We start from the raw sequence: 21363 nt of genomic DNA on the forward strand, positions 1-21363 counted from the left end.
AAGGTCATTGTTTTCAATGGCATGACCAGCCACGAATCATTTTCGGCATTTACCGGGGATTAGCCGTCGTCGCTTAATTTACTGAAATATTTTTGCAGACCGCCAATCCAGCGGGCTCTCGGCGACAGGTGATTTCGTACATGAGCTGTACGGACACGACCTATACTTCGTGGTTTGCGCGCATCAAAAACGCGCTGACCGGTGCACTGGTCGGCCTTGTGCTGCTTATAGGATGTATCTGGCTGCTGGTATGGAACGAAGGGCGTGCGATCCAGACCTATCGCGCCCTTTCCGAAGGTGCGTCACAGGTGATTTCGGTCGATGGTGTGGCTGTCGATCCGGCCAATGAAGGCAAGCTGGTCCATATCAGCGGGGTGGTGAAATCCGATCAGCTCCCGCAGGACAGTCAATTCGGCATCACCGCCGATGGCGCTGTGGGTCTCTCCCGCGAAGTCGAGATGTATCAGTGGGTGGAAAAGAGCGAGAGCCAGACCAAAAAGACACTGGGCGGCGGCGAGGAGACGACGACCACCTATTCCTACACGAGGGAATGGAGCCCGGATGTGGTCGATTCGAGCCGCTTCAAGCAACCGGATGATCATCAAAATCCAACCGGCATGCCTGACGGCGCTACCTTCACCACAAAAACGGCCCATGTCGGCGTCTTCTCCGTGCCTGGCAAGGACATGGCAGGCATCGGCTACTCTTCACGCCTCGCGCTCGCTGACAACGACGTGCAGCGCATAGGAGCAGAGATTGGCGCTGGCCGGCCGGCAAAGCGAAATGCAGAGGGTGCCTATATCGGCCTGAACGAAAACCTGCCTGGCATCGGCGACCTGAGGATCAGCTATCATCGGATCGACGTGGAAACGGCAAGCGTTGTCGGCAAGCAGAATCACAGCGCACTCGTTCCCTACGAAACGACGAACCACCGCGATATCTTCCTGACCGCTGCCGGCAATGTGGATGCCAGCCGGATGTTCAAATCGGCCGAGAGTGAAAACAATATCATCACCTGGCTTGTGCGCGTCGCCGGTCTCATCGGCTTGTTCATCAGCTTCAAGCTGATGTTTGGGCTCCTGCCCATTCTTGGCGACCTGATTCCATTTATCGGCACGGTCATTGGCTTCGGTACGAGCATCGCGGCCTTCGTGCTGACACTGCTGATCGGCCCTGTTGTCATCGCCATTGCCTGGTTCGCCTACAGGCCGCTGCTTGCCATCGGCATCATCGCGGGCGGTATATTGCTTGCCCTGGCCGTGAGCCGCCTTCGCAGAAAGGCGCCGTTGTCTCAGCCGCAGCCGACCTGATGGCCCTTGGGGCGGTCACTTGGCCGGCGCGCCATCGCTGATGCGCAGCTGGATCCTGCGCGAGCCCTGATAATGTTCGGCACCGAGAGAGCCTGCGACATGCAGGTTAGCGCCGCGTGAGTTGAGGAGCAGGTTGCCGAGCGGAGTCTCCGCAGCCCTGAAGGCGATGCCGTCAAGGCGCGCGCCATCCATGGCTTCCAATGTCACTTTCACGTGCCGTTCGCCGACCAGACGGGAATCACGCACACGATGCGCCGGCACGGCAAAGACCGGCTGGGAATGTCCCGAGCCATAGGGGCCTGCGGTTTCCAGACGATCAATGAGCTCAATGGTCGCACCGCTTGCAGCGATGGCACCATCGATCTTCAGCGTTTCGTTGGCGACAAGGGCCGAGACCGTCTTCTGTGCCTTCTCGGTGAAGAAGGCGCGCAAGAGACCGAGCTTGCTGCGCTCGACAGTCAGACCTGCCGCCATCGCGTGACCGCCGCCCTTGACGAGCAGTCCCTCATCGACCGCGGCGCGCACCATCCTGCCCATGTCGAAGCCATTAATCGAGCGGCCCGAGCCGGTACCCCTGCCGGATGGATCGAAGGCGATGGCGAAGGCAGGTCGCTTGAACCTTTCCTTCAGGCGCGCGGCAATAAGGCCGACAATACCGGGATGCCATTTCTCATGGGCGGTAACGATGACGGAAGCGCCCTCGCCGTCTCCGTATTCGGCAAGTGATTCGGCTTCGGCCTCCTGCAGCATGATGGCTTCCATGGCCTGACGCTCGCGGTTGAGCTCATCCAGCCGCTGGGCGATAGCTTCGGCCTCTACGGCATCATCCAGCGTCAGCAGACGGCTTCCAAGCGCTGCATCGCCGATTCGCCCGCCGGCATTGATGCGCGGGCCGATCAGGAAGCCGAAATGATAGGGCGTAACCGGGCCAGCAAGGCCCGCCTTGCGGAATAGCGCCGCGAGGCCGGCATTGCTCTGGTGGCGCGCGGCGACCAGTCCCTTAACCACATAGGCACGGTTGAGGCCCTTGAGGGGCACGACATCGCAGACGGTTGCAAGTGCCACGATATCCAGCCACTGCAGGAGATCTATCGCGAGGATGCGCTTGTCGCCTGCCTCGCGCAGCAGGCGCAGCGTTGCGACAAGCACCATGAAGACGACGCCGGCCGCGCAAAGGTGGCCCAGACCGGAAAGATCGTCTTCGCGGTTTGGATTGACGAGGGAATGGCAAGGCGGCAACTCATGTGTCACCTGATGGTGATCGATGACGACGACATCGATGTTGCGATCCGCGGCAGCAGCCAGCGCCTCATGGCTAGTGGAGCCGCAATCGACCGTGACGATCAGGTTCGCGCCATTGTCGATCAGCTGATTGATGGCTGTTGGATTGGGGCCGTAACCTTCGAAGATGCGATCGGGAATGTAGATATGCGCCTTGACGCCGAAATGGGTCAGGAAACGATACATGAGTGCGGAGGATGCCGCGCCATCGACATCATAGTCGCCGAAGATCGCGACCGGCTCGCCATCACGGATCGCAGCCGCAATACGCTTGGCCGCCCTCTCGCAATCCGTCAGCTTGTAGGGATCGGGCATGAGGCTGCGGATCGTCGGATCCAGAAATTCGACGGCCTCGTCGACGGTCACACCGCGTCCGGCAAGCACGCGTGCGATCAGATCCGGTAAACCATGCATCTGCGACATGGCGAGCGCGCGGTTCTGCCCGGCCTGATCAAGGCGCGAAACCCAGCGATTGTCGAGAACCGATTTTTCGACGCCAAGGAAGGCGCGCGGTACCGGATCGACCTGATCTGCCATGCCAAACTCCGCTTTCATCATCTGCCCTTTTTACAGATGCGGGACGGATAGCAAAGCGGTTGATTTCAGGCCCTGTGGATTACCGGAAAATTGTCCAGATAACCAATCCGATAACAAACAGCTGGACGAAAACGATCGACAGCAGAATCAGCAGCGTGGCCCAATTTCGTCCCTGAGGCGGCCCGCATTCAAGGGCGGCTCCAAGCGCTGTCGGATCAAATTTCGGTGAACCCGCCCGAGGGCTCTCGGGCTCGATGCGTATGTCATGCGTCTGCTTGATCTTCCTCACCCGCGACTCCAACGGCTCCCGGGATGATTATATCTATATCCGCATATCTGTTAATATAAATTTTTGTGAAGTACTTTGATTAATAACAGAAAACCCGTCCGAGTGATCCCGGACGGGCTGATCTGCTCCAATCTGGAATAAATGTCAGGATTCTTCCTTAGGACGCTCGATGCGGATCACCTGCGGCTCCCCGACGAGGTAGCCCTCTTCCTTGATCGCAGCAACTGCCTTGCGCACTGAGTCTTCCATCGTCGCGTGGGTGACGAGGATGATCGTCTGGTGGTGCGAGGGCGCCAGATGCTGCTTGGAACGCTGGACGATCGATTCCAAAGAAATCTGGTTTTCCGCCATGCGCGTGGCGACGCTGGCAAAAACGCCGGTGCGGTCGAGAACGGTCAGCCGGATGAAATAGCCGCCCTCATGGCTCTGGATCTGCGCCTTGCGGTAAGTCTCAAGCGACTTGGCGGGATGGCCGAGAACGGGAACGCGCTGTGCGCCCGGCTGGCTCTTGGCGATGTCGGCGATATCGCCAAGCACCGAGGACGCCGTGGCATTGCCGCCGGCACCCGGGCCGACCATCAGCAGCTCACCGAGGATATCGGATTCGATCGCGACGGCGTTTGTGACACCATCGACCTGAGCGATGACGGAATCGACGGGCACCATGGTCGGATGCACGCGCTGTTCGATGCCGGTCTCCGTACGCTGAGCGACGCCGAGCAGCTTGATGCGGTAGCCGAGGTCGGCGGCGGCACGGATATCCTCGATCGAGATATTGGTGATGCCTTCGAGATAAATATCATCGGCCGCGATCCTGTTGCCGAAGGCGAGCGTGGTCAGGATCGAGAGCTTATGGGCGGTGTCGTTGCCTTCGATGTCGAAGGCCGGATCGGCTTCGGCATAACCGAGGCGCTGGGCTTCCTTCAGGCAATCGGCAAAGGACAGGCCTTCCTTCTCCATCTTGGTGAGGATGTAGTTGCAGGTGCCGTTCATGATGCCATAGACGCGCGAGATCGTGTTGCCCGTCAGCGATTCACGCAGCGCCTTGATAACCGGGATGCCACCCGCAACGGCTGCTTCGAAATTGAGGAGCGAGCCCTTTTCCTCGGCAATCGTTGCAAGCTCGACGCCGTGATAGGCAAGCAGCGCCTTGTTGGCAGTCACCACATGGAGACCACGGGAGAGAGCGGCGCGAACAGCGACGTTGGCCGCGCCTTCAGCGCCGCCGATCAGTTCAACGAAAACGTCGATATCGGCCTTCTCGGCAAGATCTTCAGGACGGTCGAACCAGGTGATGCCGGTCAGATCGATCCCACGGTCCTTCGAACGGTCACGAGCCGAAACTGCCGTAATCGTAATCGGGCGGCCGCAGGTAACTGCAAGTTCATTGCTCTTCTGCTTGATGATGCGAACAAGCGAGGCACCAACGGTACCCAAGCCCGCAATGCCGATTTTGAGGGCGTCTGCCATGGATCGATCCTGAAATGTCTGGTGAGAGACAGCCGCAAATATGCGGCTGTCTTTCTAGGTTGGAATTAACGGTGGGCGTTGAGCGAGATGACGTTGTGCATCGTCTCGTCTGCCGTCGACATGAACTTCTTGATGTTGCGTGCAGCCTGGCGGATGCGGTGTTCGTTCTCGACGAGTGCCAGACGAACGTAATCATCACCCTGCTCGCCGAAGCCGATGCCCGGGGCAACGGCAACGTCAGCCTTCTCGACCAGAAGCTTGGAAAACTCCAGCGATCCGAGATGACGGAACTTTTCCGGAATCTTCGCCCAGGCAAACATGGTGGCTGCTGGCGGCGGCACGTCGAAGCCGGCCTTGCCAAAGCTTTCGACCATGACGTCGCGGCGGCGCTTGTAGACATTGCGGACTTCGGCAATGTCGGAGCCATCGCCGTTCAGGGCATGGGTTGCGGCAACCTGGATCGGCGTGAAGGCGCCATAATCGAGGTAGGACTTCACACGCGTCAGCGCTGCAATCAGTCGCTCGTTACCGACCGCAAAGCCCATGCGCCAGCCGGGCATGGAGAAGGTCTTGGACATGGAGGTGAACTCGACGGTCACATCCATTGCTCCCGGAACCTGCAGGACCGACGGTGGAGGCTCGCCATCGAAATAGATTTCCGAATAGGCAAGATCCGACAGCACGATGATGTCGTGCTTCTTTGCGAAGGCAATGACGTCCTTGTAGAAGTCGAGGGTCGCCACGAGAGCCGTCGGGTTCGACGGATAGTTCAGGATCAGCGCCAGCGGCTTCGGGATCGAATGGCGCACGGCGCGCTCGAGCGGCGGAAAGAAGCTTTCGTCCGGCTCGACCGACATGGAACGGATCACGCCGCCGGCCATCAGGAAGCCGAAAGCATGGATTGGATAGGTCGGGTTCGGGCAGAGGATGACGTCACCCGGCGCGGTGATCGCCTGCGCCATGTTGGCAAAGCCTTCCTTGGAGCCGAGGGTCGCGACCACCTGCGTGTCGGGATTCAGCTTCACGCCGAATCGGCGCGCATAGTAGGCAGCCTGGGCGCGGCGCAGACCGGGAATGCCCTTGGAGGACGAATAACGGTGGGTGCGCGGGTCCTGGACGACTTCGCAGAGCTTGTCGACGATCGCCTGGGGTGTCGGAAGGTCGGGGTTTCCCATGCCGAGATCGATGATATCGGCCCCGCCCGCTCGCGCGCTCGCTTTCAAACGGTTGACCTGTTCGAAAACGTAAGGCGGCAAACGCCGGACTTTGTGAAACTCTTCCATCTCTTTCCCCATGGAAATGCGGCCAACGTGACCGCTGTCGAAGCTCGTTCCGTCTCCCGGCAGCTGCGATACGAGCTTCAGACTCGCAGCGCCGTATTCCTCTTCAACTTAACTGCGCGGCAATTCTTTGACGGAGAAGCCGCGCACGAAGCGCATTATCGGGAAAATTGTGTCTTCCGATCCATCCGGAAGGCTTTGCGTCCAAATCGCCTGAAAGGCAAGGCTTATTTGGTGATTTCGGAGAGCGTTTCGGCCCCGTGGTCGGCGGCCAGCTTCCGCATCTCGGCAACGCGGCGCTGATACTCCGCCTCCGAGATTGTGCCTGCCTGGCGCTTGGCACCAAGGGCGCTCAGCTGATGCTGCAACTCGGCCGCCTGTTCGTCGTTCATCTGAACGTTGGCGGCCGTCAGCGGCGCACCGAACGACGGGTAGCCGTCGGGGCTCTTGGTCAGGCCACCTTCAACGGGTTCGCCCTTGGAAGCGGGCATCACGACTGCAGTCGGTGCCGCCATGCGCTGGGCGAAGGCCTTTTTCTCCTCGGCGGTCTTGTTGCATCCGGCAAGCGCAAAGGCCATGGCCGCGGCCGCGGCGCAGATTGCTGCGGTGCGGGTGAAGGTCACGAAATGCCCAATGCCTGTCGTCGTCATGCCTGATGATCCAATCCTGCCTGCTTCGACTGTTAAATTCGTCGCAGCGACAAAGCAATAGCATGAGAGCGGGCGGGCGGAACTTGTTTTCTTCAACGCAGCAGATGTACAACGGACAAACAATGGATGCTGCCGCCGGAGGAAGTGCGTGACCGACAGCAAGCGGGAGAATGGTGCCAAGCTGGATTTCGACGCCAAGGATCTCGATCCCTATATGCTGAAGGATCCCGAGGCCATGGCGCTCAATTTCGCCCGTGCGCTCGAAAACCTCGGCAAGGCAGCTTCGGCATGGCTCGGCCCACGCGAGCGCGGCGAAATCTCTGACACGGCCGTCGAACCCGTCACCGATATGGTGAAAACGCTCTCCAGGGTGACGGAATACTGGATCGCCGATCCACGCCGCACTTTCGAGGCGCAGACACAGCTGATGACCTCCTTCTTCGGCATCTGGATGCGCTCGATGCAGCGCATGCAGGGCGAGACGGTCGAACAGGAGGTCGAGCGCAAAGACAAACGCTTCGCCGACGAGGACTGGCAGAAGAACCCCTTCTTCGAATTCTTGAAACAGGTCTATTTCGTCACTGCCGACTGGGCCGAAAAGCTGGTTGCCGAGACCGAGGGGCTCGACGAGCACACCAAGCACAAGGCCGGCTTCTACGTGAAGCAGATTACGGCGGCGCTCTCGCCCACAAATTTCGTGGTCACCAATCCCCAGGTCTACCGTGAGACGATCGCAACCAGCGGTGAAAACCTCGTCCGCGGCATGAAGATGCTGACCGAGGATATTATCGCCGGTCGCGGCGAACTGCGGCTGCGCCAGACCGACATGACCAAATTTGCCGTCGGCCGCGATATGGCGCTGACGCCGGGCAAGGTGATCGCCCAGAACGAGATTTGCCAGATCATCCAGTACGAGCCATCGACGGAGACCGTGCTGAAGCGGCCGCTGCTGATTTGCCCGCCATGGATCAACAAGTTCTATATTCTCGACCTCAACCCGCAGAAATCCTTCATCAAATGGTGCGTGGACCAGGGACATACGGTTTTCGTGATCTCCTGGGTCAATCCGGATAGTCGCCATGCACTGAAGGATTGGACCGCTTATGCCCGGGAGGGGGTCGATTTCGCGCTGGAAACGATCGAAAAGGCGACCGGCGAAAAGGAGGTCAACGCCATCGGCTATTGCGTCGGGGGCACGCTCCTTGCCGCAACCCTCGCCCTGCACGCCAGGGAGACGAACAAGCGCATCAAGAGCGCAACGCTCTTCACCACCCAGGTCGATTTCACCCATGCCGGCGACCTGAAGGTTTTCGTCGACGAGGAGCAACTTCAGGCGCTGGAAACGCACATGCAGGAGCTCGGCTATCTCGATGGTTCGCGCATGTCGACCGCCTTCAACATGCTCAGGGCAGGCGAGCTCATCTGGCCCTATTTCGTCAACAACTACCTGAAGGGCCAGGAGCCCCTCCCCTTCGACCTCTTGTTCTGGAATGCCGATTCGACTCGCATGGCGGCGGCGAACCATGCCTTCTACCTGCGCAACTGCTATTTGCGGAATGCGCTGACCAAGGACGAGATGATCCTTGACGGCAAGACCTTATCGCTGAAGGACGTCAAGATCCCGATCTATAATCTTGCGACGCGCGAGGATCACATCGCGCCGGCAAAGTCTGTCTTCGTCGGCAGCCAGTACTTCGGCGGCAAGGTGCAGTTCGTCGTCGCAGGCTCCGGTCATATTGCCGGCGTCGTCAACCCGCCAGACAAGCACAAGTATCAGTTCTGGACCGGCGGCCCGGCCAAAGGCGATTATGACGCATGGCTCACCAAGGCGAAGGAGACGGCAGGCTCCTGGTGGCCGCACTGGCACGGATGGATCGAATCGCAAGCCGGCGAGCATGTGGCTGCCCGCAAGGTCGGAGGAGCAGCGCTCAATGCGATCGAGGAAGCTCCCGGAAGCTATGTGATGGCGCGCAGCTGAACGCGAAAAAATTCCCGGCGCCGGCTTGCCTTCATCGGGCTACGGCAGGCGGGCTGCGGCAAGTCTTTGAAAAATAGCTTTTTCTAAAATATTGCGTCTGTTTTCGCGACAATCGAAGCAGAGAGCTTCGCCTGTAAACCAATTGGAAACCATAGTTCGTCATCCTTAAGAAACGGTCGCATGTCGCGAACAGGCCCAAATTCGGCCTTTTTGGGCAGTTAGCGGCTCCGGCAAAAATCAGTAAGCCAGTGCTGCCGGCCTGCGTAGCGCGTTTTGGAAGACGAGTAGAGTATGGCGTTTGCGGTAGGGACGTTCAATAACGTCGCCCCTTTTAGCGGATCCCCTGTTCGTTCAGGCAGATCTCGCGGTTTTCTAACCGGCATCGCAATCGCCGGATTTTTGACCTCCACGTGGCTTATCGGCACTGTCGCGACGATGCAATCGGTGTCGATGCCGTTCTCCACACAAAAGGAGATTTCCCCGGTTGCCGCCGCGTTAAGGGCGACACGGGTTGCCGTCACGCATGAGCGTCTCATCCATGTGAACAAGGCTTCACGGCTTGCGGCATTCGACGCAAAGCCGGTAGTGCCTCTGACGGCGCAGTTGATCCAGTCGCATGCGCAAAGCACATCGGCTGCCTCGAATGCAAAGCTGGCGCTGGCCAAAACCAATGGCGTTGCCGTTGCCGTCGCGGAACTTCAGCCGGTAGCCGCCTCCGGCAATTCGCGCTTCAGCAAGGACGATACAATCAAGACGCCCGATGCGACCGTGGAAACCGCTTCATTGGCGGCTGGCGAAGGTGATGCCGACCGGATCATCATTCCGTCGAAGGAAGCCGTGGCTGCGGCCGAAATGCCCGCCATGGTCGCCCTTGCCGATGCGGGTCCGCGTGTCATGCCTGTTCCGGTTGATCCGCAGCAGCTTAGCCGCGCAGTTGCTCCTGCCGCCGACAAGCCGGCGGAAATCGAAGTTGCCGAAGCGGACGGTGCACCGCCTTTCGATCTGGTTCTTGCCCCCGATGAGGATTCTGTCCCGCTGCCGATGGCGCGGCCCGACGGTCTTGTCGGCAAGCCGGCTCCTGCTTCCAAGGGCTCTCAGCGCTCTGCCGAGCCCGTGCTTGCCTATGCCAAGCCGAACTCACCAATCGAAGATGACGATGACGATGCGGTGCCGCGCTATGACAAGCCGGTCTTTACGCCGCGCGTGCGTGCCGGTGTCGCGATCTACGACATCGAAAACGCGACTGTCTACCTTCCGAACGGCGAGCGGCTGGAGGCCCATTCCGGTCTGGGCAAGATGCGCGACAACCCGCGCTACACTAATCAGAAAATGCGCGGACCGACGCCGCCACATACCTATAATCTGACGATGCGCGAATCCCTGTTCCATGGCGTGGCCGCCATTCGCCTGACGCCGGTGCAGGGTTCGGACGCAATCTTCAACCGCGTCGGCCTTCTGGCCCACACCTACATGCTCGGCAAGAACGGCGATTCCAACGGCTGCGTTTCCTTCAAGGATTACAAGCGCTTCCTGGCCGCCTACAGGCGCGGTGACATCCGGCAGCTCGTCGTCGTGCCACGGATGAACAACAAGCCGGCTTCGACACTCGCGTCGCTCTTCTCTTCGCGGACCTAAAGCTTAGCCGCGAGGAAATCCGCCAGGGAACGGCTCTCCGCAGACAGACGGAGCCGTCCTTTGACCAGGGCGAGTTCGGACGCCGGCTGCGGATCGAAGCCATCCGCGGCTCCAAGCTCACGATGCTCCGGCAGGACTGCATCCGACGGCAGCAGGCTGATGCCGAGGCCGGAAGCCACAGCAGCCTGCACACCCATCAACCCCTGGCTCGTATAGGCGATACGCCAGCGCCGCCCGCTGCGCTCGATGAAACGGATTGCTCTTTCGCGGTAGATGCAGCCGACGGGAAAGACGGCAAGCGGTACCGTCTCGTCCCGCACCGGCCGATGCATGCTTTCAACCCAGACCAATTCCTCCGTCCAGCTTGCCAGGGCGCTACCATCGCCCGGTTCACGCTTGATGAGCGCAAGATCGATTTCACCTGCTTCCAGAAGACGGCGAAGCTCGACGCTCCAGCCGCTCACCGTATCGAGCCTTATATGCGGAGAAGCCGCTGAAAAGCCCGAGAGGAGATCGATGAGCCTGCGGCCGGCAAAATCTTCGGGAACGCCGAGCCTGACGGTCTTGGGTGCGGCGGGCTTGCGCATAAGCTCCATCGCCTCTTCGGCTGTCGCCAGCAGGCGTCGAGCATAACTCAAGAGAAGCTCCCCTTCTTCGGTCGTCTGAATTCCACCCGTCGACTTGTCGCGCAGAAGAAGGGTGTGGCCGATATTGGCCTCCAGCTTCCGGACCTGCTGGCTGACGGTGGACTGAGTGAGATGAATGCGCTCGGCCGCCCGTGTGAAGCCACCGGCGTCGACGACAGCCGCAAAAGTTCGGAGAAGATCGAGATCGAAGGGGAAGCTCATTCGATTTTCCACTGCCGTTTATTAGGACATTTAATTTCTCAATGAGCTGCTTTCTTGTCAATATGAGGAAAAGCACGGAGACCCCCGATGACACTTCCCGGAAACCGGCCGAGCTGGCTAACCTTCGATTGCTACGGCACGCTGATTCAATGGGATGAAGGCCTGCTTGCCGCCATGAATGAAATCCTGTCGGCAAAGGGCGGCAATATCGACCAGCCAGCCTTTATCGCCGTCTATGACCGTTACGAACATGAACTCGAAGAGCAAAGGCCGCACCGATCCTTCAAACAGGTCACCGCGCTCGCGCTCGAACTGGCGATGAAGGAATTCGGCCTGCCCTTCGATGGCGCCGATGCCGACCTGCTGACTTCGTCGATCGGCCGGATGCCGCCTTTCCCCGAAGTCGTTGCGACGCTCGGCAAGCTGAAAGCTGCCGGCTTCAGGCTTGCCATTATCTCCAATACCGACGACGCGATCATCGCCGGCAATGTCGCGCAGCTTGGCGGTTTCATCGACCGGGTGATCACTGCCGAGCAGGCGGAAGCCTACAAGCCGTCGCCGCAAATCTTCCGGCATGCATGGAAAACGCTCGGCATCGATATGAATGATCTCGTGCATATCTGCGCAAGCCCGCATCTTGACCTTGTCGCGGCGCGCGAACTCGGTTTTCGTGCAATCTGGGTGGATCGCGGCACCGGGCGCAAACCCCTCAGCGACTACCGCCCCAGCGAGATCGTGCCGACGCTCGACAAGGTGCCTGCCATCTTTGCAGCGAAGGGCTGGATGTAATTGACGCGACTGGAGACGAGACATGGCTCATGAATTGAACCTCGCGAAAGGGCAGCCGGCAATATTGCGCAACCTGCCGCTCGATACTGACGAGATCTGGCAGGCGCGCGTTGATCTGGCGGCGTGCCTCAGAATGGCGGCTCGGCTTGGGCTCGAGGAAGGCATTTGCAACCATTTCTCGGCCGTCGTACCCGGTCATCCCGATCTTTTCCTCGTCAACAGGCTCGGCTGGGCCTTTCAGGAAGCGACCGCCTCGTCACTGCTGATCTGCGATTTCGAAGGCAACGTCGTTGTCGGCGATGGCGTGCCCGAGGCAACCGCCTTTTTCATCCATGCCCGGCTGCACAGGATGTCGCCGCGCGTCGGAGCCGCCTTCCACACGCATATGCCGAATGCAACCGCACTCAGCATGGTCGAGGGCGATCCTTTCGTCTGGGCCGGTCAGACGGCACTGAAATTTTACGGCCGCGTTGCCGTCGACGAGAATTATAACGGGCTGGCCCTGGACGAACGCGAGGGTGAGAGGATTGCCGCCGTGCTCGGCGACAAGGACATTCTATTCATGAAGAACCATGGCGTGATGGTCTGCGCGCCCAATATCGCCGAAGCCTGGGACGATCTCTATTATCTGGAGCGGGCAGCCGAGGTTCAGCTCAAGGCGATGAGCACCGGTCGGCGGCTCATCCCGGTTTCGACAGACATCGCCGAGCAGGCTGCCCGACAGATGCGCGAAGGCGATCCGGAAAGTGCACGGCTGCATCTCGAAAGCGTCAGGCGCGTTCTCGACCGGCAAGCGCCGGAATACCGGAACTGAGCGCCGTTACTTCAGCCAGGCGCCGATGCGTTCTATCGCCTCGGCGATTTCAGCCTGCGAGCCGGCATAGGACATGCGCAGCGTGCGCGGTCCTTCGACCGGGTCGAAATCGAGGCCGGGCGTGGCAGCGACATTGATCTCGGCCAGCATGCGACGGGCGAAATCCATACTGTCATTGGTGAAGCGCGAGACATCGACATAGGCGTAGAAAGCGCCGTCCATCGGGGAAGCCGGCGCTAAGCCGATCTTCGGCAGCCGGTCGAGCAGCAGTTCGCGGTTTGCCGCGTAGTTTGCCTTGACGCGATCCAATTCTTCGTTGGCGTCGAGGGCAGCCGCAGCAGCGATCTGGGAAAGTTCCGGCGGCGAGATATAGAGGCTCTGGGCGACGCGTTCGATCGGGCGCACCAGCCGCTCGGGCAGCACCATCCAACCAATACGCCAGCCGGTCATGCAATAATATTTGGAGAAGGAATTGATGACGATTGCCTCGTCCGTCAGTTCCAGCGCGCTCGTCTCTTCTCCTGCAAAGGTCAGGCCGTGATAGATTTCGTCGGAGATGAAGGCAATGTCATTGGCATCGCAATAGGCGGCAAGCGCCTTCAGGCCTTCGCGGCCGGTCACAGTGCCGGTTGGATTAGCAGGACTTGCCAACAGCACGCCCTTCAGTTTCACGCCCTTTTCCAGCTGGATCGCTTCGAGGCTTTCGGGCGTCAGCGTGAAATGCGTGTCCGCCGTGACCGGCACTTCGACAACGTCGAGGCCGAGAGCGCCGAGGATGTTGCGGTAGGCCGGGTAGCCTGGCCGGGCGATTGCGACCGCGTCGCCGGCATCAAAGAGCGACAGGAAGGCGAGATTGAAGGCGGCCGATGAGCCGGTCGTGACGGCGATGCGAGCGGGATCGATCTCCAGGCCATGGCGATTGCGATAATGCGAGGCGAGCGCCTGCTTCAACCGCGCCGTGCCAAGCGCATCCGTATAGCCAATGCGCCCTTCGGCCAGTGCCGCGCGGGAAGCATCGAGTGCGGCCTTGGGTGCCGGATGGGAGGGCTGACCGACGGCCATGGAAATGACGGGGTGGCCGCTCGCACGTCGTTTCGTCGCTTCGGCCAGAACATCCATTGCATGGAACGGTTCGACTTCGCTGCGTTTCGAGATGGAAAACACGATCACTTCCTGCCTGGCTTCAGATGACGGCCAGACAATTGCCGCAATAATCGGCTCATCACAATCCCGCGAGGGCTTGGATCGGAGGAAAATTCCTGTTTGATGGCGGCCCGACGCGCCGTAATTTGATGCGGACGCATCCAAGCCCATTAACCCGGCAATGGTATTTTCGCTCCGAAAACCCATCAGCCGACGACGAGGATACCATGGCCTTCTTCTCCAAAACGCTCACCGCACTGGCGCTTGCAGCCTCCATCGCCCTTCCGGCTCAGGCATTTGCATTCGACGACCAGCAGAAGAAGGAACTCGGCGAATTCATCAAGCAGTATCTGATCGAAAATCCTGAGATCATGCTCGACGTGCAGGATGCGCTGCAGAAGAAACAGCAGATGGCTCAGCAGGTGAAGGCCACCATGGCCATCGAGAACAATACCGACGGCATCTTCGATTCCAAGAATGACGTGACACTCGGCAACCCGAAGGGCGATGTCACCGTCGTCGAGTTCTTCGACTACAACTGTACCTATTGCCGCCACGCCCTGCCCGACATGCAGGCGCTTCTGAAGAAGGACAAGAACGTCCGTTTCGTGCTGAAGGAATTCCCGATTCTGGGGCCGGATTCGGTTGCCGCGCACCGCGTTGCAGATGCCTTCCGCCGGATTGCGCCGGAAAAGTACAGCGATTTCCACGTCGCTCTGCTCGGCAGTGACGGCCGCGCCTCCGAGGACACTGCAATCCAGGTCGCCTCTTCCCTTGGTGTCAGCGAAGACAAGATCCGCGCGGAGATGAAAAAAAGCCCGAACGACGATATCGTGCAGGCGACCTATCAGCTCGCCGCCAATCTCGGCATCAGCGGTACGCCGTCCTATGTGATCGGCAATGAAATGGTGCCCGGCGCCGTCGGCATCGACGATCTTGAGGCCAAGGTGAAGAACATGCGGGCCTGCGGCAAGACGAGCTGCTGACGCACCGCCCATCAAATCGCCTAAATCGAAGCGCTTCAGCCATGTGGACAAACATGGCGCGGCGCCCCCTGCCGATTCCGTAAGGGCTTTCAATAAGTCCGCGTGGAGTCTATAGGTGGCGCTCGCGCATTCCCGTGCCTTTGTCACCGAGAGGCTGGCATCGGACGCGAGGAATACACTGAACCGCGTACGGTTGCTTGATCCACCGAGGTCCAGAGCCGGTGCGCCAAACGGAACATTCGATGACGAAAACGATTTTTGTCCTGAACGGGCCCAACCTGAATATGCTGGGCAAGCGAGAACCTGGCATCTATGGTGGCAAGACGCTCAAGGACATCGAGGCGGACTGCAAGGCTGCGGGCCGCGAACTCGGGTTCGACATCGACTTCCGTCAAAGCAATCACGAAGGCACGCTGGTGGACTGGTTCCACGAGGCGGATGAAAAGGCCGCCGGCGTCGCCATCAATGCAGGCGCCTATACGCATACGTCGGTCGCGCTGCACGATGCGATCCGTGCCATTTCCATTCCCGTCATCGAGCTCCACATATCCAACGTGCATGCACGGGAAGAATTCCGCCACAAGTCGATGATCGCGCCTGCATGCAAGGGCGTGATCTGCGGCTTCGGGCCTCACAGCTACATCCTGGCGCTGCACGCGCTGAAGAACATCACGGCATAAGAAGAAGACAGGGCTACACTCATGGCTGAAAAGAAATCCGGTATCGATCAGGCGCTGATCCGCGATCTCGCAAACATCCTCAAGGACACGGATCTGACCGAGATCGAAGTCGAGCAGGAAGATCTGCGTATCCGCGTTTCGCGCGCAGGCACGCCCCAGTATATCCAGGCGCCGATCGGCGCTCCCGCCTATGCGGCGCCAGCTGCAGCAGCCCCGGTCGCGGCTGCCGCAGTTGCGGCTCCGGCGGCAGTCGGACGTAACCCGGCCAATACCGTCAACGCGCCGATGGTCGGCACGGTCTACATGGCTCCGGCCCCGGGCGCGCGCGCGTTCATCGAACTCGGCGCCACCGTCAAGGAAGGCCAGACGCTGCTCATCATCGAAGCGATGAAGACGATGAACCAGATCCCTTCGCCCAAGTCCGGCAAGGTCACGGAGATCCTCGTCGAAGACGGTTCGCCCGTCGAATACGGCCAGCCACTCGTCGTCATCGAATAAGGCTTTGCCAATGATCTCGAAGATCCTCATAGCCAATCGCGGCGAGATCGCCCTTCGCGTGCTGCGCGCCTGCAAGGAACTCGGCATTGCGAGCGTTGCCGTGCATTCGACGGCAGACGCCGACGCGATGCATGTTCGCCTCGCTGACGAGAGTGTGTGCATCGGCCCGCCGCCGTCGCGTGAGAGCTATCTCAATATCCACCAGATCGTCGCGGCCTGCGAGATCACTGGCGCTGACGCCGTGCATCCAGGCTATGGCTTCCTGTCGGAAAACGCCAAATTCGCCGATATCCTCGAAGCCCACGGCATCACCTTCATCGGCCCGACGGCGGAGCATATCCGCATCATGGGCGACAAGATCACCGCCAAGACGACGGCGCAGGAACTCGGCATTCCCGTCGTTCCCGGTTCCGACGGCGAGGTGAAGACCGAAGAGGATGCGCTGAAGACGGCTGCCTATATCGGCTATCCGGTGCTGATCAAGGCAACGGCCGGCGGTGGCGGACGCGGCATGAAGGTTGCCAAGACCGAAGCCGATCTGATCGAGGCCTGGTCGACGGCCCGCACCGAGGCAGCCGCAGCCTTCGGCAACGACGCCGTCTACATGGAAAAATACCTCGAAAAGCCGCGCCATATCGAAATCCAGGTATTCGGCGATGGCGAGGGCAATGCGGTCCATCTCGGCGAACGCGACTGCTCGCTGCAGCGTCGCCACCAGAAGGTCTGGGAAGAAGCCAACTCTCCGGCGCTCAACGTCGAACAGCGCATGAAGATCGGCCAGGTCTGCGCCGACGCGATGAAGAAGCTGAAATACCGTGGCGCCGGCACGATCGAGTTCCTCTACGAAAATGGCGAGTTCTATTTCATTGAAATGAACACCCGCCTGCAGGTGGAGCATCCGGTCACCGAAGCCATCACCGGCATCGACCTCGTGCATGAGCAGATCCGCGTCGCCTCCGGCGGCGGTCTGTCGGTCACGCAGGACGAGGTGCATTTCCAGGGTCATGCCATCGAATGCCGCATCAATGCGGAGGACGCGCGCACCTTCGTGCCCTCACCCGGCACGATCACGCATTTCCATGCACCGGGTGGTCTTGGCGTGCGCATCGATTCCGGCGCCTATCAGGGCTACAAGATCCCCCCCTATTACGACAGCCTGATCGGCAAGCTGATTGTCCATGGCCGTACGCGTGTCGAATGCATGATGCGCCTGCGCCGTGCGCTCGATGAATTTGTCGTTGACGGCATCAAGACAACGCTGCCACTGTTCCAGGATCTCGTTTCCAACCAGGATATCGCCAATGGCGACTATGATATCCATTGGCTGGAAAAGTATCTCGCCAACAGCAAGCCGGCAGCATAGGACAGAATGGCAGGAGCGCGCAGGAAATCGCCAGGTATTACCCCGGAGATCCTCCTGCGCGCCTATTCGATCGGCCTCTTCCCCATGGCCGAATCTGCCGACGATCCGGAAATCTTCTGGGTCGAACCTGATGTCCGCGGCGTCCTGCCGCTGGACGACCGTTTCCACGTTTCCAAAAGTCTTCGAAAGACGATCCGGCAAAAGCCCTTCGAGATCCGCTTCAACAGCGCCTTCGATGCCGTCATGACCGCGTGCGCGCAAGAGACGACCGATCGTCCGAGCACCTGGATCAACGAGACGATCCGAACGCTCTATTCCGCCCTGCACGGCATGGGCCATGCCCATTCCGTAGAAGCCTGGGATGGCGGTGAACTCGTCGGAGGCCTCTATGGCGTATCGCTCGGTTCCGCCTTCTTCGGGGAAAGCATGTTCTCGCGGCGCACCGATGCTTCGAAGATCTGTCTTGTGCATCTGGTGGAGCGTTTGCGGCAGAAACACTTCACGCTGCTCGATACGCAGTTCACCACAGAGCATCTGAAGACGTTCGGCGCGCTCGACGTGCCAAAGGCGGATTATGCGTTGCTGCTCGCCGATGCGATGGAATCACCACATCTGCAGTTTTAAGGTTGAAATTTTCACCTCTGCGTTGATTTTTTGACTGATTCAATTAAGGTCGAAATACAACGGAGGATGGAATTTTGAAGCGACATATTGCGGCTGCAATCCTGCTCGCGCTCGCTGCCGGAGCAGCAGATGCGCGTCCCTATCAGGAAATATTTCCAAACAGGACCGACTTCTCCGATGAAGAGAAGCCGCTTCTGGAGAAGCTCGACTTCCAGCAAGGAGCAATCAAGCTGCCGACTGCGAAGGCGACGCTGAACGTACCTGAAGGGTTTTATTTTCTAAGCCCCGAAGATACGAAAACCGTGCTGGTCGACATCTGGGGAAACCCTCCGGGAGCGGCGGCTGACGCACTGGGCATGCTATTTCCTGCGCAATATTCTCCGACTGATGCCGGGTCATGGGGTTCGGTCGTCGAATACAGCGCGGATGGCTATGTATCGGATGCCGATGCAGCGACGATCGACTACGATGACCTGCTGCAGAACATCAAGGACTCCATCTCGGAGAGCAATACCGAGCGACAGAAGCAGGGCTTTCCGACGGTGACACTCGTCGGCTGGGCTTCTGCCCCGCATTATGATCAATCCGCACACGCCCTGCACTGGGCGCGCGACCTGCTGTTCAACGAGAATGGAAACACGCAGCATACACTGAACTATTCCGTGCGCACGCTAGGCCGTGAGGGGGTCTTTCAATTCGACTTCGTTGCCGGTCTCGAGCAGCTGAAGGAAATCGAGACCGCCGTCCCAACCGTGACCAAGCTGGTACAGTTCGACAAGGGAATGGCCTACGGCGATCACGCCGATGGCGACAAGATCGCTGCTTACGGCATGGCAGGCATGATCGCTGCAGGTGCTGGCGCCAAGGTTGCCGCCAAGATCGGACTGCTGGCAATCGCCGCCGCCTTCCTGAAGAAAGCGTGGATCCTTGTCTTTGTGGTATTTGGCGGGGCGGTCAGCTTTGTGAAGAAGCTCTTCACGGGCAACAAAACGCCCAACGCATAGCGACCGGCATCAGCAGGCGTGTCGCATCGAACCGATTGTATGCGACACGCATCCGGCGCCGCCATCATCTTGCTGTAGATAGTATCTCGCAGCCGAAAGCCTGGCCGGGCAGGTGCACGCTTTTACTTGGCGCCGGCGCTGTCCGGTGGCGGGACGTCGGAGTTCTGCTTGCAGTCCTTCAGCCAGACGTCATAGATCGGATGCTCGACGGCATTGAGGCCCGGGCTGTCGGCAAACATCCAGCCGGTGAAGATGCGGCGGATCTTGCGATCCAGTGTGATCTCGTCGACTTCGACGAAACCATCGATCTTCTGGGCTTCCGACTGGTCGCGCGAATAGCAGGCCTTCGGCGTCACCTGCAGGGCACCGAACTGGACCGTTTCGTTGACATAGACGTCAAACGTGGTGATGCGGCCGGTGATCTTGTCGAGGCCGGAGAAGACGGCGACCGGATTGTCGATGCGGGCGGCCTGTGCCTGATTGGAAAGAAGCCCGGCGGAGAGCGCCAACAGCGATACAGCTCCCGCAGCCGGCAGGACCATGTTTCGCAGGGAAAGCTTCATACTACCCGTCTCCAGCACGTATCAGGTTCATGGCCGCAGCGATTGCGGCCAACCTGCGGGTAAAGGTCAATTGTGGCCAAAGCGCGGGGTGAAACCCGCCATCGATGCCTTGATCTCAGTTACCGGGCGTCCAGGCGTCGTAGTCACCCGTCACACGCGGACGCTCACCAGCAACGGACAGCGAGCCCGGCGGACGATAGGCCTGCGGCGAACCGGTCGGATTGGCGCGATGCGGTTTCTGCCATTCCTTGGCGACGTAGGTTTCCTTGGACGGAGGAACATCAGTGCGGTGATGCATCCAGCCGTGCCAGCCCGGAGGAATGGCGGAGGCTTCGGCGTAACCGCTGTAGATCACCCAGCGCTTCGGCAGACCGTAGGAGGAAAGACCGCCTTCGTAATAGACATTGCCCAACTCGTCTTCACCAACCCGCTTGAAGCCACGAAGGGCAAACAGCGTGCCGAAGGTGTAATTGTTCCACCAGGTGAAGGTGTGCAGCAGGAACTTGATCATGTCTTTTCCTCGTGGCCGCAGGACGCGGACGAAAGCAGATAGGCTTTTTCGCTTATGCCGCCGCCAAGCCCAATTGTCCAGTGATTCCGACCGAAAACGCGGTCATTTCAGAGCCATCTTGAAACCAAGATGCGACGGCTTGAAGCCCAGCCTTTCATAGAAACGATGGGCATCCTTGCGCACCGCATTCGATGTCAGCTGGACGAGCCTGACACCGCGACTTTTCGCCTCGGCAACGGCAAATTCGATCATCTGCGCACCGATCCCCTGCCCGCGCAAATCGGCGCGCGTCTGCACCGCTTCGACAATCATGGCAGATGCGCCGCGTGCGTTAAGCGAGGTGGTGATCATCGTCTGGAAGGTGCCGACGACGTCAGCGTCCCATTCGGCAACATAAAGCGTCTGGGTGGAGGATGCCGCAATCGTCGCAAAGGCCCGGACGTAATCGGGATAGGCCTCAGGATCAATCGTGTCACCATGGCCGCCAAGCGGATCGGCGGCAAACATGGCGATCAATACCGGCAGATCGGCTTCACGTGCTTCGCGGATGATAATCTCGCCGGATGCCATCAGTGGAACTCGAGCGCTTTCTCGAAAACCAGCGTGGGAATGCCGGACTGGCCGGGGCCGGTATTCTCGTTGCGGCCAGCTTCGACAAAGCCGAGCCGGGCATAGAAATGGATGGCTTCGTGGTTCTGAACCTCGACCTCCAGCCGCATGATCTCCGCGTCCGGGAAGCAGGTTTCGAGCTCCGCGAAGATATCGCGGCCGATGCCCTGGCGCTGCAGATCCGGCTTCACGTAGAGAAGGTGCAGCATCACGGTTTTCGTCATCTCGGACGACATCGCTGCGTAACCCATGCCGCCAATATTCCTGCCATCATCGGCCACGAGGAATTCGGCGTTCTTTTTCGTCAGCCGCGCCTTCAGCGCGGTCGGCGAAAAGAGATTGGTGATCAGCTCATCGACCTTTGTGACGCCGTGACTGGCGTCATAGGCACTATGGAAGCTCTCGACCAGAAGGGCGCGAACCTTCTCCAGATCGCGCTCGCCAGCCGTTCGGACAAAATAGACCAAGACCTTCTCCTTGCGGCATCGGTCTTCCGAAAAC

The 21363-nt window shown here is 59.7% G+C and carries 21 protein-coding genes; 11 read left to right on the top strand and 10 right to left on the bottom strand.

All coding sequences use genetic code 11. The annotated features are described in order from the left end of the window. Window positions 1-140: 140 nt before the first annotated feature. Window positions 141-1310, top strand: coding sequence for a TMEM43 family protein (locus AC1DF8_RS29630; RefSeq protein ID WP_478156112.1), 1170 nt, complete (start codon window positions 141-143; stop codon window positions 1308-1310). Window positions 1311-1325: 15 nt separating this feature from the next. On the opposite strand, the gene recJ is transcribed toward AC1DF8_RS29630, so the two are convergent. The 4 genes from recJ to AC1DF8_RS29650 form a co-directional block, all read right to left on the bottom strand. Then, the gene (gene recJ, locus AC1DF8_RS29635) at window positions 1326-3128 is read right to left on the bottom strand and encodes a single-stranded-DNA-specific exonuclease RecJ (protein WP_478156114.1); all 1803 of its coding nucleotides are present in this window, start codon (window positions 3126-3128) and stop codon (window positions 1326-1328) included. Between the two features lie 433 nt (window positions 3129-3561). Further along, window positions 3562-4887: a homoserine dehydrogenase gene (locus tag AC1DF8_RS29640; protein ID WP_112545725.1), complete on the bottom strand. Its 1326-nt coding sequence runs from the start codon at window positions 4885-4887 to the stop codon at window positions 3562-3564. A 65-nt stretch (window positions 4888-4952) separates the two neighbouring features. Further along, on the bottom strand, window positions 4953-6170 hold the full coding sequence (locus AC1DF8_RS29645) for an LL-diaminopimelate aminotransferase (RefSeq protein WP_112545726.1): 1218 nt from the start codon (window positions 6168-6170) through the stop codon (window positions 4953-4955). 224 nt (window positions 6171-6394) lie between these two features. Beyond that, complete coding sequence (locus AC1DF8_RS29650) at window positions 6395-6817, bottom strand: hypothetical protein (protein ID WP_112545727.1); 423 nt, start codon at window positions 6815-6817, stop codon at window positions 6395-6397. A 148-nt stretch (window positions 6818-6965) separates the two neighbouring features. Here AC1DF8_RS29650 and phaC point away from each other — a divergent pair, with 148 nt between their 5' ends. Then, the gene (gene phaC, locus AC1DF8_RS29655; protein ID WP_478156117.1) at window positions 6966-8795 is read left to right on the top strand and encodes a class I poly(R)-hydroxyalkanoic acid synthase; all 1830 of its coding nucleotides are present in this window, start codon (window positions 6966-6968) and stop codon (window positions 8793-8795) included. Between the two features lie 291 nt (window positions 8796-9086). Then, window positions 9087-10430, top strand: a complete 1344-nt coding sequence (locus tag AC1DF8_RS29660) for a DUF2778 domain-containing protein (protein ID WP_478156119.1) — start codon at window positions 9087-9089, stop codon at window positions 10428-10430. Here AC1DF8_RS29660 and AC1DF8_RS29665 read toward each other — a convergent pair. Then, window positions 10427-11278, bottom strand: coding sequence for a LysR substrate-binding domain-containing protein (locus AC1DF8_RS29665; protein WP_113147975.1), 852 nt, complete (start codon window positions 11276-11278; stop codon window positions 10427-10429). The genes AC1DF8_RS29660 and AC1DF8_RS29665 overlap by 4 nt on opposite strands. 87 nt (window positions 11279-11365) lie before the next feature. Here AC1DF8_RS29665 and AC1DF8_RS29670 point away from each other — a divergent pair, with 87 nt between their 5' ends. Then, window positions 11366-12067, top strand: a complete 702-nt coding sequence (locus tag AC1DF8_RS29670; RefSeq protein ID WP_478156121.1) for a haloacid dehalogenase type II — start codon at window positions 11366-11368, stop codon at window positions 12065-12067. A 22-nt stretch (window positions 12068-12089) separates the two neighbouring features. Beyond that, on the top strand, window positions 12090-12881 hold the full coding sequence (locus AC1DF8_RS29675) for an aldolase (RefSeq protein ID WP_478156123.1): 792 nt from the start codon (window positions 12090-12092) through the stop codon (window positions 12879-12881). A gap of 6 nt (window positions 12882-12887) precedes the next feature. Here AC1DF8_RS29675 and AC1DF8_RS29680 read toward each other — a convergent pair whose 3' ends face one another. Then, window positions 12888-14045 (bottom strand): pyridoxal phosphate-dependent aminotransferase, encoded by a 1158-nt coding sequence (locus AC1DF8_RS29680; protein WP_478156125.1) that lies wholly within the window; start codon window positions 14043-14045, stop codon window positions 12888-12890. 206 nt (window positions 14046-14251) lie between these two features. On the opposite strand from AC1DF8_RS29680, the gene AC1DF8_RS29685 reads away from it, so the two are divergent. The 6 genes from AC1DF8_RS29685 to AC1DF8_RS29710 all read left to right on the top strand — a co-directional run bounded on the left by AC1DF8_RS29685 (window position 14252) and on the right by AC1DF8_RS29710 (window position 19179). Beyond that, window positions 14252-15010, top strand: a complete 759-nt coding sequence (locus AC1DF8_RS29685; RefSeq protein WP_112545733.1) for a DsbA family protein — start codon at window positions 14252-14254, stop codon at window positions 15008-15010. Window positions 15011-15252: 242 nt separating this feature from the next. Beyond that, window positions 15253-15690: a type II 3-dehydroquinate dehydratase gene (gene aroQ / locus AC1DF8_RS29690; RefSeq protein ID WP_113013595.1), complete on the top strand. Its 438-nt coding sequence runs from the start codon at window positions 15253-15255 to the stop codon at window positions 15688-15690. A gap of 21 nt (window positions 15691-15711) precedes the next feature. Beyond that, on the top strand, window positions 15712-16188 hold the full coding sequence (gene accB / locus AC1DF8_RS29695) for an acetyl-CoA carboxylase biotin carboxyl carrier protein (RefSeq protein ID WP_112545735.1): 477 nt from the start codon (window positions 15712-15714) through the stop codon (window positions 16186-16188). A 10-nt stretch (window positions 16189-16198) separates the two neighbouring features. After that, window positions 16199-17551 carry an acetyl-CoA carboxylase biotin carboxylase subunit gene (accC, locus tag AC1DF8_RS29700; protein ID WP_112545736.1) on the top strand — a complete coding sequence of 451 codons (1353 nt, stop codon included), beginning with the start codon at window positions 16199-16201 and terminating at the stop codon, window positions 17549-17551. Window positions 17552-17557: 6 nt separating this feature from the next. Beyond that, entirely contained in the window at window positions 17558-18175 is a 618-nt protein-coding gene (aat, locus tag AC1DF8_RS29705) for a leucyl/phenylalanyl-tRNA--protein transferase (protein WP_478156128.1), read from the top strand. 74 nt (window positions 18176-18249) lie between these two features. Then, complete coding sequence (locus AC1DF8_RS29710; RefSeq protein ID WP_478156130.1) at window positions 18250-19179, top strand: DUF2167 domain-containing protein; 930 nt, start codon at window positions 18250-18252, stop codon at window positions 19177-19179. Between the two features lie 122 nt (window positions 19180-19301). On the opposite strand, the gene AC1DF8_RS29715 is transcribed toward AC1DF8_RS29710, so the two are convergent. The 4 genes from AC1DF8_RS29715 to AC1DF8_RS29730 form a co-directional block, all read right to left on the bottom strand. Next, window positions 19302-19742 carry a DUF2155 domain-containing protein gene (locus AC1DF8_RS29715; protein WP_112545739.1) on the bottom strand — a complete coding sequence of 147 codons (441 nt, stop codon included), beginning with the start codon at window positions 19740-19742 and terminating at the stop codon, window positions 19302-19304. A 115-nt stretch (window positions 19743-19857) separates the two neighbouring features. After that, window positions 19858-20253, bottom strand: a complete 396-nt coding sequence (locus tag AC1DF8_RS29720) for an NADH:ubiquinone oxidoreductase subunit NDUFA12 (protein ID WP_112545740.1) — start codon at window positions 20251-20253, stop codon at window positions 19858-19860. Window positions 20254-20355: 102 nt separating this feature from the next. Then, window positions 20356-20823, bottom strand: coding sequence for an N-acetyltransferase family protein (locus AC1DF8_RS29725; RefSeq protein ID WP_478156133.1), 468 nt, complete (start codon window positions 20821-20823; stop codon window positions 20356-20358). Beyond that, complete coding sequence (locus AC1DF8_RS29730) at window positions 20823-21329, bottom strand: GNAT family N-acetyltransferase (protein WP_113206874.1); 507 nt, start codon at window positions 21327-21329, stop codon at window positions 20823-20825. Before AC1DF8_RS29730 ends, AC1DF8_RS29725 begins: the two co-directional genes overlap by 1 nt. Between the last annotated feature and the right edge of the window lie 34 nt (window positions 21330-21363).

This window comes from Rhizobium sp. 05N49, from assembly GCF_056396805.1.

What these genes read in the sequence shown, in the direction of transcription:
- recJ (WP_478156114.1), bottom strand. Translation starts at nt 3,128, where the DNA reads ATGGCAGATCAGGTCGATCCGGTACCGCGCGCCTTCCTTGGCGTCGAA.
- AC1DF8_RS29650 (WP_112545727.1), bottom strand. Translation starts at nt 6,817, where the DNA reads ATGACGACGACAGGCATTGGGCATTTCGTGACCTTCACCCGCACCGCA.
- AC1DF8_RS29675 (WP_478156123.1), top strand. Translation starts at nt 12,090, where the DNA reads ATGGCTCATGAATTGAACCTCGCGAAAGGGCAGCCGGCAATATTGCGC.
- aat (WP_478156128.1), top strand. Translation starts at nt 17,558, where the DNA reads ATGGCAGGAGCGCGCAGGAAATCGCCAGGTATTACCCCGGAGATCCTC.
- aroQ (WP_113013595.1), top strand. Translation starts at nt 15,253, where the DNA reads ATGACGAAAACGATTTTTGTCCTGAACGGGCCCAACCTGAATATGCTG.
- accB (WP_112545735.1), top strand. Translation starts at nt 15,712, where the DNA reads ATGGCTGAAAAGAAATCCGGTATCGATCAGGCGCTGATCCGCGATCTC.
- AC1DF8_RS29725 (WP_478156133.1), bottom strand. Translation starts at nt 20,823, where the DNA reads ATGGCATCCGGCGAGATTATCATCCGCGAAGCACGTGAAGCCGATCTG.
- AC1DF8_RS29665 (WP_113147975.1), bottom strand. Translation starts at nt 11,278, where the DNA reads ATGAGCTTCCCCTTCGATCTCGATCTTCTCCGAACTTTTGCGGCTGTC.
- AC1DF8_RS29720 (WP_112545740.1), bottom strand. Translation starts at nt 20,253, where the DNA reads ATGATCAAGTTCCTGCTGCACACCTTCACCTGGTGGAACAATTACACC.
- AC1DF8_RS29640 (WP_112545725.1), bottom strand. Translation starts at nt 4,887, where the DNA reads ATGGCAGACGCCCTCAAAATCGGCATTGCGGGCTTGGGTACCGTTGGT.
- AC1DF8_RS29670 (WP_478156121.1), top strand. Translation starts at nt 11,366, where the DNA reads ATGACACTTCCCGGAAACCGGCCGAGCTGGCTAACCTTCGATTGCTAC.
- AC1DF8_RS29715 (WP_112545739.1), bottom strand. Translation starts at nt 19,742, where the DNA reads ATGAAGCTTTCCCTGCGAAACATGGTCCTGCCGGCTGCGGGAGCTGTA.
- AC1DF8_RS29645 (WP_112545726.1), bottom strand. Translation starts at nt 6,170, where the DNA reads ATGGAAGAGTTTCACAAAGTCCGGCGTTTGCCGCCTTACGTTTTCGAA.
- AC1DF8_RS29685 (WP_112545733.1), top strand. Translation starts at nt 14,252, where the DNA reads ATGGCCTTCTTCTCCAAAACGCTCACCGCACTGGCGCTTGCAGCCTCC.
- accC (WP_112545736.1), top strand. Translation starts at nt 16,199, where the DNA reads ATGATCTCGAAGATCCTCATAGCCAATCGCGGCGAGATCGCCCTTCGC.
- AC1DF8_RS29660 (WP_478156119.1), top strand. Translation starts at nt 9,087, where the DNA reads ATGGCGTTTGCGGTAGGGACGTTCAATAACGTCGCCCCTTTTAGCGGA.
- AC1DF8_RS29630 (WP_478156112.1), top strand. Translation starts at nt 141, where the DNA reads ATGAGCTGTACGGACACGACCTATACTTCGTGGTTTGCGCGCATCAAA.